This window comes from Alysiella filiformis (assembly GCF_014054525.1).
Lineage (GTDB): Bacteria > Pseudomonadota > Gammaproteobacteria > Burkholderiales > Neisseriaceae > Simonsiella > Simonsiella filiformis.
The window spans coordinates 972,891-987,292 of the sequence record NZ_CP059564.1 but is presented as its reverse complement, the minus strand read 5'-3'; the positions used below and the strand labels follow the sequence as shown (position 1 = coordinate 987,292).

General features: G+C 46.8%; 12 protein-coding genes. 1 reads left to right on the top strand and 11 read right to left on the bottom strand.

What is annotated here, in order from left to right:
• Positions 1 to 128: 128 nt before the first annotated feature.
• The gene (locus tag H3L97_RS04910) at positions 129 to 1,301 is read right to left on the bottom strand and encodes a polyamine ABC transporter substrate-binding protein (protein ID WP_097114951.1); all 1,173 of its coding nucleotides are present in this window, start codon (positions 1,299 to 1,301) and stop codon (positions 129 to 131) included.
• A gap of 418 nt (positions 1,302 to 1,719) precedes the next feature.
• Here H3L97_RS04910 and H3L97_RS04905 point away from each other — a divergent pair, with 418 nt between their 5' ends.
• The gene (locus H3L97_RS04905) at positions 1,720 to 2,055 is read left to right on the top strand and encodes a carboxymuconolactone decarboxylase family protein (RefSeq protein ID WP_097114949.1); all 336 of its coding nucleotides are present in this window, start codon (positions 1,720 to 1,722) and stop codon (positions 2,053 to 2,055) included.
• Between the two features lie 60 nt (positions 2,056 to 2,115).
• On the opposite strand, the gene nudB is transcribed toward H3L97_RS04905, so the two are convergent.
• From nudB to rbfA, 10 genes are all read right to left on the bottom strand, one after another.
• Positions 2,116 to 2,553, bottom strand: a complete 438-nt coding sequence (gene nudB, locus H3L97_RS04900) for a dihydroneopterin triphosphate diphosphatase (protein WP_179655887.1) — start codon at positions 2,551 to 2,553, stop codon at positions 2,116 to 2,118.
• 2 nt (positions 2,554 to 2,555) lie between these two features.
• Positions 2,556 to 3,959 (bottom strand): mechanosensitive ion channel family protein, encoded by a 1,404-nt coding sequence (locus tag H3L97_RS04895; RefSeq protein WP_097114948.1) that lies wholly within the window; start codon positions 3,957 to 3,959, stop codon positions 2,556 to 2,558.
• A 215-nt stretch (positions 3,960 to 4,174) separates the two neighbouring features.
• Positions 4,175 to 5,665, bottom strand: coding sequence for a PIN domain-containing protein (locus tag H3L97_RS04890; protein ID WP_097114947.1), 1,491 nt, complete (start codon positions 5,663 to 5,665; stop codon positions 4,175 to 4,177).
• Positions 5,666 to 5,769: 104 nt separating this feature from the next.
• On the bottom strand, positions 5,770 to 7,050 hold the full coding sequence (locus H3L97_RS04885; protein WP_097114946.1) for a phosphatase PAP2/dual specificity phosphatase family protein: 1,281 nt from the start codon (positions 7,048 to 7,050) through the stop codon (positions 5,770 to 5,772).
• A gap of 50 nt (positions 7,051 to 7,100) precedes the next feature.
• On the bottom strand, positions 7,101 to 8,921 hold the full coding sequence (locus H3L97_RS04880; protein WP_371271286.1) for a bifunctional alpha/beta hydrolase/class I SAM-dependent methyltransferase: 1,821 nt from the start codon (positions 8,919 to 8,921) through the stop codon (positions 7,101 to 7,103).
• 8 nt (positions 8,922 to 8,929) lie between these two features.
• On the bottom strand, positions 8,930 to 9,844 hold the full coding sequence (truB, locus tag H3L97_RS04875) for a tRNA pseudouridine(55) synthase TruB (protein WP_097114944.1): 915 nt from the start codon (positions 9,842 to 9,844) through the stop codon (positions 8,930 to 8,932).
• Positions 9,845 to 9,873: 29 nt separating this feature from the next.
• On the bottom strand, positions 9,874 to 12,282 hold the full coding sequence (locus H3L97_RS04870; protein WP_244958354.1) for a glycosyltransferase: 2,409 nt from the start codon (positions 12,280 to 12,282) through the stop codon (positions 9,874 to 9,876).
• 32 nt (positions 12,283 to 12,314) lie between these two features.
• Positions 12,315 to 13,292, bottom strand: a complete 978-nt coding sequence (locus H3L97_RS04865) for a glycosyl transferase family 90 (RefSeq protein WP_218839697.1) — start codon at positions 13,290 to 13,292, stop codon at positions 12,315 to 12,317.
• Complete coding sequence (locus tag H3L97_RS04860) at positions 13,289 to 13,975, bottom strand: thiamine diphosphokinase (protein WP_224446386.1); 687 nt, start codon at positions 13,973 to 13,975, stop codon at positions 13,289 to 13,291. Before H3L97_RS04860 ends, H3L97_RS04865 begins: the two co-directional genes overlap by 4 nt.
• Positions 13,965 to 14,336, bottom strand: coding sequence for a 30S ribosome-binding factor RbfA (rbfA, locus tag H3L97_RS04855; protein WP_097114942.1), 372 nt, complete (start codon positions 14,334 to 14,336; stop codon positions 13,965 to 13,967). Before rbfA ends, H3L97_RS04860 begins: the two co-directional genes overlap by 11 nt.
• Positions 14,337 to 14,402: the final 66 nt, after the last annotated feature.

Below are 14,402 nucleotides of genomic sequence, written 5' to 3'. Positions count from 1 at the left end.
GCGATGTTCCGAAAATTCATAAAAAAACGTGCAATTTTAACATAAAAACAAGGTTTCAGGCTGCCTGAAAAAGCAAAAAACGCTGCCTGAAACGGTTTTTTCAGACAGCGTTTTTTACGGAAAAAGGCTTATTTACCTGCTTTCATGTTTTGCCACAATTTGGTTTGCAATTTCACGGTATCAGCCGATTTGGGCAACACCACAAAACTGTTGGCGCGCACTTGTTCGCTTGGGAAAATGGACTGATTATCGGCAAATTCTTTTTGCATTAAGCCACGCGCGTCTTTGCTGGCTGGCGCGTAGGTTACAAAATCGCCATTTTTGGCAGCCACTTTGGGGTCAAGTGTGTGGTTGATGTATTTGTGGGCATTGGCAACGTTTTTCGCGTCTTTGGGAATCATGAACGAATCAATCCAAATGCCCACGCCTGTGTTGGGGGTTAAAACGTCAATATTGATGTTGCCGCCAGCTTCTTTGGCGCGGCGTTTGGCAATGTTCAAATCGCCACCGTAGCCAATGGACACGCAAAATTCGCCTTTTGCCAGATTGTCAATGTAGCTTGATGAGCTGTAACGTTTCACATAAGGGTGCAAGGTTTTGAGTGTATCAAAGGCTGCCTGAATGTCGGCTGGGTCTTCGCTATTGGGATTTTTGCCGATGTATTTCAACACCAAAGGCACTTGCTCGGTGGGGCTGTCAAAAAAGCTGATGCCGCACGATTTCAATTTTTCGGCAATTTCAGGCTTGAACACCAAATCCCATTGATTTTCAGGCAATGTGTCGCTGCCCAAGGCTTTTTTGACCGCTTCGGTGTTGATTGCCAAGGTGTTTATGCCCCAAAAATAGGGTACGGTATATTGATTGCCTTCGTCCACTTGGCTCATCAATTTGAGCAATTCGGGGTCAATGTTGTTGTAATTGGGGATTTGGCTTTTATCAATTTTTTGATACGCGCCTGCCTTGATTTGGCGACCCACATTGGACAACGATGGCGCAACCAAATCGTAGCCCGAATTGCCTGTTAAGACTTTGGCTTCCAACACTTCATTGCTGTCATAATAGGCTTCTTTGACGTTGATGTTGTTTTGTTTGGCAAAATCAGCCACTGTGGTGGGGTCCACATAATCTGACCAAACATAAATGTTCAAATCTTTGGAAGCGGCTGGGCTGGGGGCGGAGGCAGCAGATGCGCTGCTGCCTGATACTGCACTCTCAGCGTTGTTGGTGGATTTCGAACCTCCGCCACAGGCTGCCAAAAACGCAGCAGCCAGCGCAGAAACCAACAGTGTTTTTTTATTCATGAATTGCTTTCTGATAAAAATATAAAGACATGGGCGAAAAAACACGTTTTCAGGCTGGCAATGGTACACGATAAAAATCTTTAAACTGCCTGACATCTGTCCCCTCCCCCTTACATAGGGGGAAGGGCAGATTGCTTTGTCGTGTACTGAAAAGCTGCCTGAAAATCGTGTTTTGGTTTCGCCAACACGATTGTGCCGTTCGGAAAATACCTAGTTCCAAACACGTTGGTCGGCAGGTGCGATTAAACGAAAAAATGCGTACGCTTGCAAGAAAAAAATCACTTTTTTTGCACAATCAGGCAGCCTGAAAACACATTCGCTGAATTTAAGCCAATAAATGCGACTTTTGTTTGGGTTACACCTTAAAAAACGCGCAATAATCCCCTTTTTCAACTTAACCGATAAACAGGACAAAATCATGTTTCAAAATTGGACTGAACACACCGCCCACGTTAAACAATCTTTTGCGAAATTGGGCAAAGCGCACCCCAAAATGTTGCAAGCCTACGGCTCTTTGGAGCAAGCTGCTGCTGCCGAAGCCTTGGACGAAAAAACCCGCGAATTGATTGCCATTGCCGTGGCAATCACCACCCGTTGCGAAAGCTGCATCAGCGTTCACGCTGAAAAAGCCATTAAAGCAGGCGCAACCGAAAGCGAAATCGCAGGCGCATTGGCAACCGCCATTTCTTTGAACGCAGGCGCGGCTTACACCTACGCCTTACGCGCTTTGGAAGCGGTAGAAACACAAAAATAATCATTCCATCACACACACATCACAAAAGCTGCCTGAACGCATTTCAGGCAGCTTTTCTCATCAAGGCAAAGCCAAAATCGCGTCCCGATTAGACGGCGAAAACACCAACTCGGCTGCCTGAACGCGCGGCAACCATTGCCATGCCGTGTGTTCAGTCAATTTCGGCACGCTGCCTGTGGCGATTTGGGCGCGAAACCAATGCTCGGTGTTGTGGGTAACGCCTGCTGCATAGCGGTGTCGCCAATGCGGATAAATTTCGTACACCACTTGCGTTTCACAATCGTGTAATTGATGATTTTGCAACACAAAGCCCGTTTCCTCTGCCACCTCGCGCAAGGCTGCCTGAAAAGGCGTTTCGCCCTGCTCCAAGCTGCCCGTTACCGATTGCCAAAAATTGGCACGGTCGGCGCGTTCCAGCAGCAGGATATTGTGGTCGGCATCGTGCAACACCACCAACACAGAAATCGGTTGTTTGGGGGATTTTTGTTCAGGCAACATGGTTAATTTTCTTCATCATCATCAAATTCTTTGCCCAAATTTTGGCTGTGCTTGGCGTGAATTTGCGCTTTGAGCAACGCCAAATCGCTGGGATTTTGCTCATCAGGCAAAATGCGAATTTCACGTTGCGGAAAGGGAAAGTCAATGTTTTCCTCATTAAATCGCTGCCAAATGGTCAATAAAATGGCAGAATTTAAGCCAGCAAAGCCATTTTCAGGGTCTTTAACCCAAAATCCCACGCGCAAATCAATGCCATTTTCGCCAAAATTGGTCAAAAGGGCTTTGGGTTCGGCAGCAACCCGTTCTTGTTCGGCGGCGGCTTCTTGCAAAATGCGAAGGGCTTTGGTCAAATCGGTGTGGTATGCCACCTGCACGTCCAAACTTTGATACAACGCCTTGCCCGTGTACGATTCGTTAATCACGGTGCTGGTTACAAAAGTTTCATTGGGAATCAGGGCTTCGGGGCCTGACGCGCTGCGTAACACCACAAAACGCGCAGTGATTTCAGTAACGTAGCCTGTAAAACCGTTTACCGTCAAGCGGTCGCCCAAGCGAATGGAGCGGTCTGCCAAAATGATGAATCCCGAAACGTAATTGCTGGCAATTTTTTGCAAACCAAAGCCCAAACCCACACCCAAAGCACCACCAAACACCGACAAAATCGTCAAATCAATGCCCACCAAAGGCAGCGCAATCAAAATGGACAACACCATCAAACCTGCCTGCATGATTTTGGATAACACAATTCGCAAATTCATGTCCAAGCGTTCGGTGTTCATCAGTTTGCCGCTCAACCAACGCGCCAGCGACATCATCGCCACCATCATCAGGCTGACCCACAATAAACCCGTGAGCAAAGTCCACATATTGAGTTTGCTTTTGCCTATGCTCAATTCAATGCCGCGTAAAGCCCCAATGATTAAATCGTCAATACCCGACACCCACAACAGAAAAAACACCCACAAAATCAATGACAACAACGATTCCCAACGGCGACTGCGCCATTTTTCAGGCAGCAGCAAATGCAATCCACCCAAAATCAGGCGGATTGCCAACATCCAGTTGGCGGCAAACACCAGCAAACGCAACCACACCGCATCCGCCCCCACGCTCGCCCACCACGCCACCAAACCTGCCGAGCCAAACAGCAACAACATAAATGGCAACATCGCTCGCGTCAGCAAATGTTTCAGCCACGCATATTGGATTTGATTCAGTTTGTTTTTGTTGATGAAATTGGCTGCCAGCCATGCCACAATGCTCAAAGCCGCCACCACCGCCAATTCCACCCAACCGATTGTTTGATTGAAACTGCGTCCCAATAATGTGGCGGCAAATTCTTCTCGCGCAAACAAATTGCTTAATGTTTCGCCCAGTTTTTCGCTGATGGGATAAATGTCTTGCATGGTTTGATTGTTCCTGATGTGGGGTAATGGAAAAAGGGCGGATACACTCCGCCCCTGTATGATGAATGGGTTTTCAGGCTGCCTGCAATCTGTCCCCTGCTCATGGGGGATAGTTAGGGTGGGGGTGGTACATTGGCTTTCTAACCCCCACCCCAACCCTCCCCCTTGCATAGGGGGAGGGTGTACACAAATTGCAGGCTGCCTGAAATGCGATTTTAGCGATAAATCACACGTCCCGATTCGGCTTCAATGAACACATAGCCTTCGTCCACCAATTTGCGTACCCAACGGTCAATGTCGCTTTCGGTTTGATTCAGGCTGCTCAAACTGTTGATTAAATGCGCCCGCAAAGCAATCAGCGAACTGGGGCGATTGGGCGATTTCATCATGTGCAACACCCGTTCCCACGATTCACGGGTGGGGTCTTGGTTTTTTTTGTTGTAAAAATTTTTTTTGGGGGCATTGCCATTGTTGTAATGGTTGGAGGGTGCGGGGCGGCTTGCCCACATCAAATCATCGCCATTCACAAACACGCGCTTGCTGTTGATTAAATTGGCAACGATTTTGTAAATTTCCTGTTCAGACAGGCTTACCAAAGCTTCGGCGGCTTTTTCGCGTATGCCTTTTTTCAAAGCCGATTGCGTGTTGGGCGAAAATTTCACACCCATTTCGCTGTTTAAACGGCTCAAAAAGCGGGCTTTCAATTCCATATCACGCGCTTCATTTTCGCTGACATAGCTCACGCTTTGACCACACACCCAAAGTAATTGTTTTTCTTGGAATTTTTGTAACCAATTTTGTGCCGTTTCTTCCAAAGGAACGCAATTCCACATATTCGCAATGGTTTTCAACTGTGATAAAGCCGCATGAGTTTTTTTCGGCAAAACATCGGGATTGGCAAAATAATGGCGTTGGGCGTGTGCCACAAAATCATCATCGCCAAACAAATACGTTAAAGTGCCATTTTCGTTTTCCACAATAAAGCCGCGCTCAATGCTGCGGTTGATGGCTTGATGAATATATTGTTGCAAATCAGCGTCTTCGCACACAATTTCGGGGGCATTTTGCCAAATTTTTTGTTTGAAATGACGCGCCAAATTGGTTTCCAAAATCTCGCGGCGTTTGAAAGTCAGCAAATTGCTTTTGGCGGCTTCGCGCAACAGCCCAAAGGTACGCGCCATATATTGGCGATTCAACTGTTCGCTGCTCAAATGCACCACCACTTTATTGTTTTGTTCTTCTGTTGGGTTTTCGGTAGATTCGGCTGCCTGAATGGGGGTTTCGGCAACAGGGGGCGTGTCGGTGGGGGCGTTTTGGGGTTGGTGGAAGGCGTTGATTTTTTCAATCGCATCTGCCAAATTGATGGCGGTGGCAACTTTGTTGTTTTTTTCTTCCATGCAAACTTGTTTAACCAAAACGTTAAAGCCTTGGTCGCGCGATAAAATCCACACTTGTGCTTCTTTGTCGCTTTGTATGATTTTGCCCAAATGGTAGCTCAAACAAAAATCCAAGGCATTGGGGGCTGCCCAATACACTTTGATGATATTGACCCGTTCTGCGCCAAAATGTTGAAACAGAAAATCAAATTGTTCTATTGATGGGGCAATTTGGTTTGCACCAATAAACAGCCAAATGTGGGTATCGGCAGGAATGTTGTTCACATTGGCGCGATGAATGTTTTCGTAATCAATCATCAAATGTTTCATCTTCAAAATTCTCCTTCAAAGTCAATCTTGCCATAATATGGCTGAATTTTAACATAATTGATTTAGTTGTTTGAATTTAAAATCATGTGCTGTTGCCCGCTCGGCTACTCTGCGTAAGCCCATTCTAGGTGGCGCAGGGTTTCGGCTGATAGGCGTGCTTGTGGTCGCTGGCGCACAACGTGTTGATAGGCGGCTGCCACGCTTTCCATGCCGCCGTATTTTGCCAACCAAAGCACCACCACGGCGGTGCTGCGTTCGTATCCCAAAGCGCAACACACATACACGCTGCGGTATTGATTGTGCAGGCTGTTGAGCGTTTGGGCGGCTTGGCGCAAATCGGCAACGCTGGGCGCAACCAAATCCAACCATGGGATATTCACATAATGTGCCACGGTGTGTGGATAGGGGTATTCGGCACTCAAATCCAATACGGCTGGACACGGTGGCGCGGCAAACAGGCTGCCCAATTCAATTTTTGGGGTGATGAAATGGCGTGGGTGTTGGCGTGTCCACCATTTGGCGATTTCGCTGCCGATGATGTGGTAGGGCAACAGCAAAATCCGCATTGCCAAGGTGTGTTTGCCATTGGCTTGTTTTTGAAAGGCGTTTGCGCCAAACACGCCGTAAATCAATGCCATTATCAAGCACGATACCACGCCCCACAGCAGCCACCACGACAGTAAATTTGCCAAAATCAGCAAAATCATCGCGCCAAATAAATACAGGGCGGCATAGCGTGTGTGGCTGAATGGGTTGGGACGATGCCATTGGGGGGCTTGGGCGTTTTCAGGCAGCCACCACATTATCCAACTGGCAACAAAAATGCCTGTTGGCACGTCAATAAAGTGGTGTTGCCAAGTGGTCAGCACCGATATGCCGATTAGGCTGAACCAAATGACGGTCAATTTTCGCGCCCACGCTGCCTGAAAACGCCGCCAATAAAATGCCCCCACCACCATCGCCAACATGATGTGCAACGATGGGGCTTGATTGTATGGCGCGTCAAACAGCGCAACGGTGGCAAACAGGCTGCCTGAAATGCCCGAAGTGGGCGGTTTCTGCCACGACATTTGTAGGGGAAACAGCACAAAACACAAAATCGCCACACATTGTGTCGCCAAAAGTTGGCGTACCAAATGGCGTTGTTCATCGTGGTTGCGGCACAGGAAAATCGCCAAAACATACAGCACATTCAGCGACCAATACGGCACAATGCTGATTTCAATAAAAGGTATGTAGGCTTCCCACGCAAAGGTGATTTCGGTAAGCGGCACACGCCACGCGGAAAGCCAATTTGCCAGCCCATAAGTGGCGTAAAAAAACACCACCACAAAAGCACACAATTTGGCAGAATGAACAAATGTTGGGGAAGAATTGGAGCGCATCTTTAATTATGATTATGTTATTGTGGGATTTCAGGCTGCCTGAATGCGGTTTACCAATTAACCGTGGTATCGCTGTTGTTCACAAATTGTTCATTGGGGGCATGATTCAGGCTGCCTGCGGCGATTTCTTCGCCTTTTACCGCCAAGCTGACGGTAAAAATGCCATTTTCATCAATCCATTGCTGGATTTTGCGGAAACCTGCCAGCTCAACCAACTGGTCAATTTCCTGCTGGCTGCGGCAGCGCATGACCCAATTTGGGCGACCTGCCTTGTGGCTGGTTAGCGCACGCGCGATGAGTTCCTGCTGTGGGTGGTGTGGCTGATTGGTGTAGATGAGATAGCCACCCTTGGCGATTGCCTCGCCAAAGCCTTTGAGCGATTGCAATACCAAATCGTTGTCATCAAACAATTCGTGCAAACCCGACACAATGCCCAAGGTTGGACGCGGTTTCAATTTTTTGTAATTATCGCGGTTGAAAGCGTCTGCCTCTTCAAAAGTGGCGATGTGTGCCAAGCCGCGTTCCTCAATCATTTTTTTGCCTGCCTGAACATTCAGGCTGCTGTAATCGCGCAAACGAATGCTGTCGGGCAAAACGCCATGTGCAAATGCGTCCAAAATGTAGCGACCGTGTCCTGCGGCAATGTCCAAAACATGCACTTTTTTGTTGGCGGCGCGGAGTTTTTCGCTTGCCAGTTGAATGGCTTGTTCCATGTTTGCCTTGCGTTGGCGTATGCCGCGCCAGCCTACGGCATTTAAGTAAATGCGGTCTATCCAATCGCCAAATGCGTTTTCGCCACGCGCTTGGTTGCGGTAAACATAATCCAAAGTGCTGCCTGAATCAAAGCCCGTTACCACGCCCGTTTGCAAGCCATAGCTGAATTTTGCCCCCAAACGAATCACCGCGCCCTGTATCGCCCAATACGCGCCACGCCAAGAATAAGGCGACAAGGGCATTGCCAATTTGTCTGCCAACACACGGCTGGGGCTTGCCAAATGATTTTTTGTTACATCAACCACTTGCACAGGCTGGGCAAAACGCTGCTCAATAAATTGACGCATTTTTTCAAACACTTGGGCGCGATTGTGTTCGCCCAACGTGTCGTGATAAAAACCTTCAAAAACATGGCGTTCTTTGATGTGGCTGCCCAAATTGTTGTAAAAATCGTGTTGTGGCGCGTGGTGTACCACAAAATCGCTGCCTGAAATCAGCAGTTGAATGGGCGTGGTAATCGCATGGGCATTCGCCACAATGCGTTGCGACAAATCGTACAATCCCAACAAAATCCGCACCGAAATGGCTCGGGCAATGAGAGGGTCGTTGTCGTAGCTTTGCTGGCGTTGTGGGTCGTGGGTCAAATAGTGGGATTTGACGTAGCTGTTCACAAAAAAATTGCCGCGCAAAGCATACGCCAAACGCAAAGCAGGTCGCGCCAATGGCACATACAGTTTCACTTTAAAAGCAGGCGATGCCAAAATCGCGCAACGAATACGGGGCGCATAATCGTTCAGCCAGCCTGAAACCAACACCGCCCCCACGCTTTGTGCAATCACGCAAATGTTTTCGGGGGCAATGCCGTGTTCGCGCTGAATGTGTTTGATGAAACAATCCACATCGGCAACCGAAGTGCCTATGCTGGGGCTGTCGCCGCGTTCGCCTTGGCTGTTGCCGTGTCCACGCGCGTCCCACGCAAAGCAGGCAAAATCGGTCAAACCCAATTCTTCATACACAAACATCATGCGTTGCGAATGTTCGTGTCCGCGATGAAACAAAACAATGGCGCGTTGGTTGTCGCCTTGCGCGGCAGGACGGTAGCGGTAAAACAGGGGCGAACCATCTGCACCAATAAAAGTAAGTTGCTGTTCCATAATGAATTTTCCTATACCGAAGTGTTCATCAAACGGAGGGATTTGAGTTGCTGCTGTTGGGGCAAATATTCAATCAAACCCACAAATTGCTGGCGCAAATCATAAGCCCGAATGGGCGAATGCGCGTTCAGGCTGCCTGAAAAGGTGGCGCGTTGCCCAAAACGCAATTTTTGCACCGTTTCATCGTCCAAATCAACGCGCGGCAGATGTTGCACCAAAACATCGCAGGGCAACAGCAGCGCATCGCGTTCCATTTCACTCAAAGCCGTCAATTTTTCCAGCGTGTGCGTTTGCGCGATGTGGAAACCAGCCGTTGCCGTGCGGCGCAGCGCGGTCAAATGGGCAAACGTGCCGATGTGCTTGGCAATGTCTTCCGACAAAGTGCGAATGTATGTGCCTTTGCTGCAACGCACATCAATCACGGCTTGGGGAAAAGCAAATTCAAGCAAATCAATTTGATAAATGCAAATTTCACGCGCTTTGCGTTCAATGCTGATGCCTTTGCGGGCGTATTCGTAAAGCGGTTTGCCTTCGTGTTTTAGGGCGGAAAACATGGGCGGCACTTGGCGAATTTTGCCCGTGAGCGCAAGGCAGGCTGCCTGAAACGCATTTTCATCAAAAATTTGATTTGAAATTTCAATGATTTCGCCTTCGGCATCGCCTGTGGTGGTGGCTTCGCCCAATTTCAAAGTGGCGGTGTAGGCTTTGTCTGCGTCCAACAAATATTGGGCGAATTTGGTCGCTTCGCCAAAACACACGGGCAACAAGCCGCTTGCCAAAGGGTCAAGCACACCCGTATGCCCCGCTTTTTCGGCGCGATACAGGCGGCGGGCTTGTTGCAAAGCGGTGTTGCTGCTCACGCCTATGGCTTTGTCCAGCAATAAAACGCCATTTAGGGCGCGTTTTTGGGGTTTGTGTGGGGTCATGTTTTGCTTTCAGGCTGCCTGAATGTCAATCAAGTTTTCTTTTTAAACAACACCGCAACATTGCGTACCAATGGATTTTTCGCATCTTCAAAAAAGCCTTGTGGATTTTTTGTGAATTTGCGCCATTTTGCCAGCACGATGTCATGCTGTGTTTTTTTCTGCTCTGTTACATGAACCGCTATGGACTGTTTGGTTGTAGCAGCTTGAACAGGTGGTGCAGAAACAGTTTGTTGTGGCATTGTTTTTGGTGCAGTAGCCGCCACTTGGCTACTTACCGACTTTTTTTGCAAATGAATATCCAAAGCATAACGCTCAAAAATGGGGGCAGACAAATTCAAACATGGGCGTGCTTGTGATTCATATTCAAATACTGTCTCGCCATCTAAACGTAAGCGGTAAAAATCAATGCCAGTAGTAATGGTGCGTAGGCTACCATCTTTTTCTTTGCGTGAAAGGGTTTTGGGTTTACCAAACGAATAAAATTCATGTGTTAAATAATGAATAAAACGGTACATTTTTTCTTCATTCACATCAAAACCCATCACGATTTTTTGGGCAATGGTTTCAATATCATCATCGGTTTCAAAATCCAAATGCTTGATGGATTGGTTTAAACCACTGTGTGCATAAAAAGCATTGCCAAAAATGAAACAAGGTTTTTTCATCATCATGGCATACACACCCACACCTGAATTGATTAAAGCCACACGATCTGCCAATTCCAATAAATCAATAAAATTGGTATTTTCAGGTACATATTGAGCATGGCGCAATTGTGGCGACTCCGTTTCAAGAGGATGTTTTTTGCACAACACCATCCAACCTTTGGATTTTAAATTTTCAGCCAAGCGGTCAATCACATTCATAAACTTGCTAAACGATTGAATATTGCCAGCCATGTATTTAATGACCGTATCAGAAGGACGTTGCATGGGCACAAACAACACTTTTTTGCCCCCCAATTGCAATTTCTCTGCCAATACTTCGCCACCCATTCTGACATCTTGCTGTTCCAATGTCTGCGCATCATTCAAATAATGCTGAATGTCATTTTGCGTTTGGATAATTTCATCATCATTGAGCAGCTTATCCCACCATGTTGCCTGATAGCTGTCGGAATCGGCATTGAAACCATTTGGGTCAAAAAACCAGCTATCGGGCAAAGCACCCCGTTCATAGCAATAATATGCAATGCGATTTTGACGACACCATTCATAAATCGCCAATCGCGCAACATTACCATATGGGTTTGGAAACAGGATTTTTTTAATGCGGTAAATATTTAAAAATTGTTTAAAATCTTCTTCTTTTAATACACCATGCGCATCAATAAAATCATATTCTCCTGCATAAATGATTTTGCCTAAATGTGGTATCACATTACGAATACACGCTGCCGCATGCGTTTTAGGTTTACCAAAAAATAAAATATTATCTTGGCTCTTGTCTGCAACAGATAAAGCCTCGGGGTGCGCACCAGTTTCTACAAATTGTTTAAATTTATCTACCCAAATCGTGCGATTTTCAGACAGACTTTTCGGTGCATAAAAGCTGGCATCTTTTGGACGTGGGTGCCATAAATGCACCACAAATAAATTCATCATCATTGCTGGACGAGCGGCAATTGCCAAGTGTGAACGAAATCCTTTATAAGTTGCGGTATTCCATGTTTTTTGGTCTAAATAATAATCTTGGCTTTTAGGAATAATATTCTCTTCACATAATAATCTGTGATACAGTTCAAAATCTTCATAACCATGCCCCCTAAATGCCAAATCATGTCCACCTACCGATAAATAATGATTTCGGTCTACAATCATTACCGATGAACAAAATGCCATATTTTCAATTGCTTGATTATCGCCTTGCAAATAGCGCAAATAAAAATCAGTAAATTTAATTTCAGGTTCGGCTGACAAAAATTCCCTTGTGCCATCTTGGGTTAAATACAGGCAAGGAATAGCCAAAAAACTCTTTTTGTACTTACCAATTCCCCATGCTTTCATTAAAGTAAGCAAACGCAACCAAAAATCAGGCGCAACACGCAAATCCACATCTAAAAAGCTCACTGCTTGCCCATTGGCATGCTGTACACCAAAATCACGGCATGCGCCAATGGAAAATGCTTTACCCAATGTATCATGATAAATGTAGCGAATACCGTATTCCTCACAAATAGCCTGACATTGCTTTTGATACAATTTGGCAGAACCCGAATCCACTACCATAAACTCAATGGTATAATTGGCTGGCTGGCTGGCTGGCTGGCTGGCTGGCTGGCTGGCTGGCTGGCTGGCTGGCTGGCTGGCTGGCTGGCTGGCTGGCTGGCTGGCTGGCTGGCGTAATTCTGCGCACAAATCGCGCAAACGCAATAACAAATGTTCTGTACTTTCACTTTCACAGCGAAATGGAATAATGACAGACAGTGCATACATCATAAAAAAATCCTTTCTTGATTGATATTATTCAATTAAAAACCCGTTTGGGTCTGCTCAAAATACTTTTTCAACACCAATAAATTCGTGATTAACTCTTGTTTTTCATCAAAAAACGGCTGCATCCACGCTTGGGCATGGGCGATGATTTTTTGCGCGGCAGCAGGATTATTTTGATAATAAAGCAATTTTTCATCAAAATCGGCATAATCATCTTGCAAATGCACATAATGCACATTCGGCTGCAACAAGCCTTCCATCAGCCACGTTTCGTATTTGGGCGTGGTCATGAAACACAGCGAATTGGACGCCATAATCCACTTCAAATTGGTGGCGACATCGTTGCCTTCTATGCTCAAAATGAATTTGTGGCGCAACTGGTCGCGCACACTCATGAATGCGCCATGCCACGGCTTGCCCTGCGATGAATGATGAATGCAAGCAATATCACATTGTTGATGATGATGAAATTGCTGCACAAAACGCATTCGGTGTGGCTGATATTCAAACGCTGCGCCACGCCACACCAGTTTGTCGTTTTTTTCTGCATAATCAAAGGGATCGGGGTAAATGTAAAAATGGCGCACGCTGTCCAGTTTCAAAATCACGTTATTTTGATTGTTGTCGGCAATAGGGCGGCTTTTGACCAAAGTGGGCTGCGTTGCAATGTCGCGCACATCGCCAAATTCGTGGGCAAACACCGAATCAGCAGGAAAATAGCGCAAATAATCCGCCAAATCATAAAAATAAGCCGAAAAACCGCGTTTTTTAAAGCCGCCCACCGTGTTCAGGCTGCCTGAAAGGGCAAATTGTCCATCTAATTTGTTGTAATAATTGACCCTTTTGGCGATGTGTTGCTGGGCGGTTTCAGGCAGCCGCGCGTATTCTGCCAGCACATTGTCCAACGATTTTGCCAGCCACGCATGGGGCAACAGGCTCAAATGAACGCGGCTGGCATAATATTTGATTTTGTGTAGGCGGCGGTGGTTGATGCCTTGTGGCGTGAAATTCATGGCGTGGCTTTCAGGCTGGTGGCAGCATCGCGCGATTGAATCACGGCAAGTGTGCCATTTTGTAAAGAAAAAGTCATGCTGTTTAACAAAAATTCATTGCTTATCAATGCAATGGGCGCGTCAAAATCGGCTTGTTGCAAGGGATAACGCACATTGTGCAAACTCAACTGCCGCAAAGGGGTTAAACCGATAAACGACAGGTATTTTTTGTCGCCCTCGCGTTGGATTGTGTGGCTGCCTGAACGGTAAAAACGCAAGCTATTGTCTTGTTCCACAAAGTGAAATTTTGCCACAAAATCGGCAAATCGCGGCTGGTGCGCCAAATAAACATTGGCAAGCAAATGGTCAAGCCGCCCACCGCCCAATGCCCCCAAAATGATGATTTTTTCAATCTTTTCAGCAGCATAATTTGCCAAAATGTGTTGCAAAGCGTATTCCAAATCGGTGTCGTTTTTTTCAGGCTGCAAACGCACAATGTGGCGACACGGTGGTGGCGGTGCGCTGTCAAAATCGCCTATCGCCCAATCGGGCAAATGTCCGTGTTGCCACAGGGTTTGTGCGCCTGCGTCCACGCCCACCAGCAAATCATGTTGTTGATTTAATGTATTTAAATTGGGATTGGGCGCACCTGCACAAAAAATCAGCGTTTTCATCGTTTCAGGCTGCCTGAAATCAATCTTCAATCGGTTTTTCGCTGGCAACTTGCTCAATCAAGCTGGACAAATGCACACCGCGTTCCAAAGATTCATCGTATTGAAAATGCAATTCGGGAATGCGAAACAATTTGATTTGCTTGGACAATTCGCTGCGTAAAAAACCTTTGGCGTGTTCCAAAGCGGCTGCGCTGCTGTCGCGGTCGCCATTTAACACGGTGTAATGCACGGTGGCGTGGCTGTAATCGCGGCTCACGTCCACATCATTGATGGTGATGAAACCTGCGCGTGGGTCTTTCAGGCTGGTGCGTACCAGTTCTGCCAATTCGCGCGTGATTTGTTCTTTGACGCGGTCTATGCGGGCAAAACCATTGCGTTGTTGTTTTTTCATGTTTTTTTCCTGTTTGAAATTTTGAACGATATTATAGTGCAACGTGTTAAAATCCACCTAATTTTA

Coding starts and splice junctions, on each gene's coding strand:
- H3L97_RS04910 (WP_097114951.1), bottom strand. CDS start 1,301: ATGAATAAAAAAACACTGTTGGTTTCTGCGCTGGCTGCTGCGTTTTTG.
- H3L97_RS04905 (WP_097114949.1), top strand. CDS start 1,720: ATGTTTCAAAATTGGACTGAACACACCGCCCACGTTAAACAATCTTTT.
- nudB (WP_179655887.1), bottom strand. CDS start 2,553: ATGTTGCCTGAACAAAAATCCCCCAAACAACCGATTTCTGTGTTGGTG.
- H3L97_RS04895 (WP_097114948.1), bottom strand. CDS start 3,959: ATGCAAGACATTTATCCCATCAGCGAAAAACTGGGCGAAACATTAAGC.
- H3L97_RS04890 (WP_097114947.1), bottom strand. CDS start 5,665: ATGAAACATTTGATGATTGATTACGAAAACATTCATCGCGCCAATGTG.
- H3L97_RS04885 (WP_097114946.1), bottom strand. CDS start 7,050: ATGCGCTCCAATTCTTCCCCAACATTTGTTCATTCTGCCAAATTGTGT.
- truB (WP_097114944.1), bottom strand. CDS start 9,844: ATGACCCCACACAAACCCCAAAAACGCGCCCTAAATGGCGTTTTATTG.
- H3L97_RS04870 (WP_244958354.1), bottom strand. CDS start 12,282: ATGATGTATGCACTGTCTGTCATTATTCCATTTCGCTGTGAAAGTGAA.
- H3L97_RS04865 (WP_218839697.1), bottom strand. CDS start 13,292: ATGAATTTCACGCCACAAGGCATCAACCACCGCCGCCTACACAAAATC.
- rbfA (WP_097114942.1), bottom strand. CDS start 14,336: ATGAAAAAACAACAACGCAATGGTTTTGCCCGCATAGACCGCGTCAAA.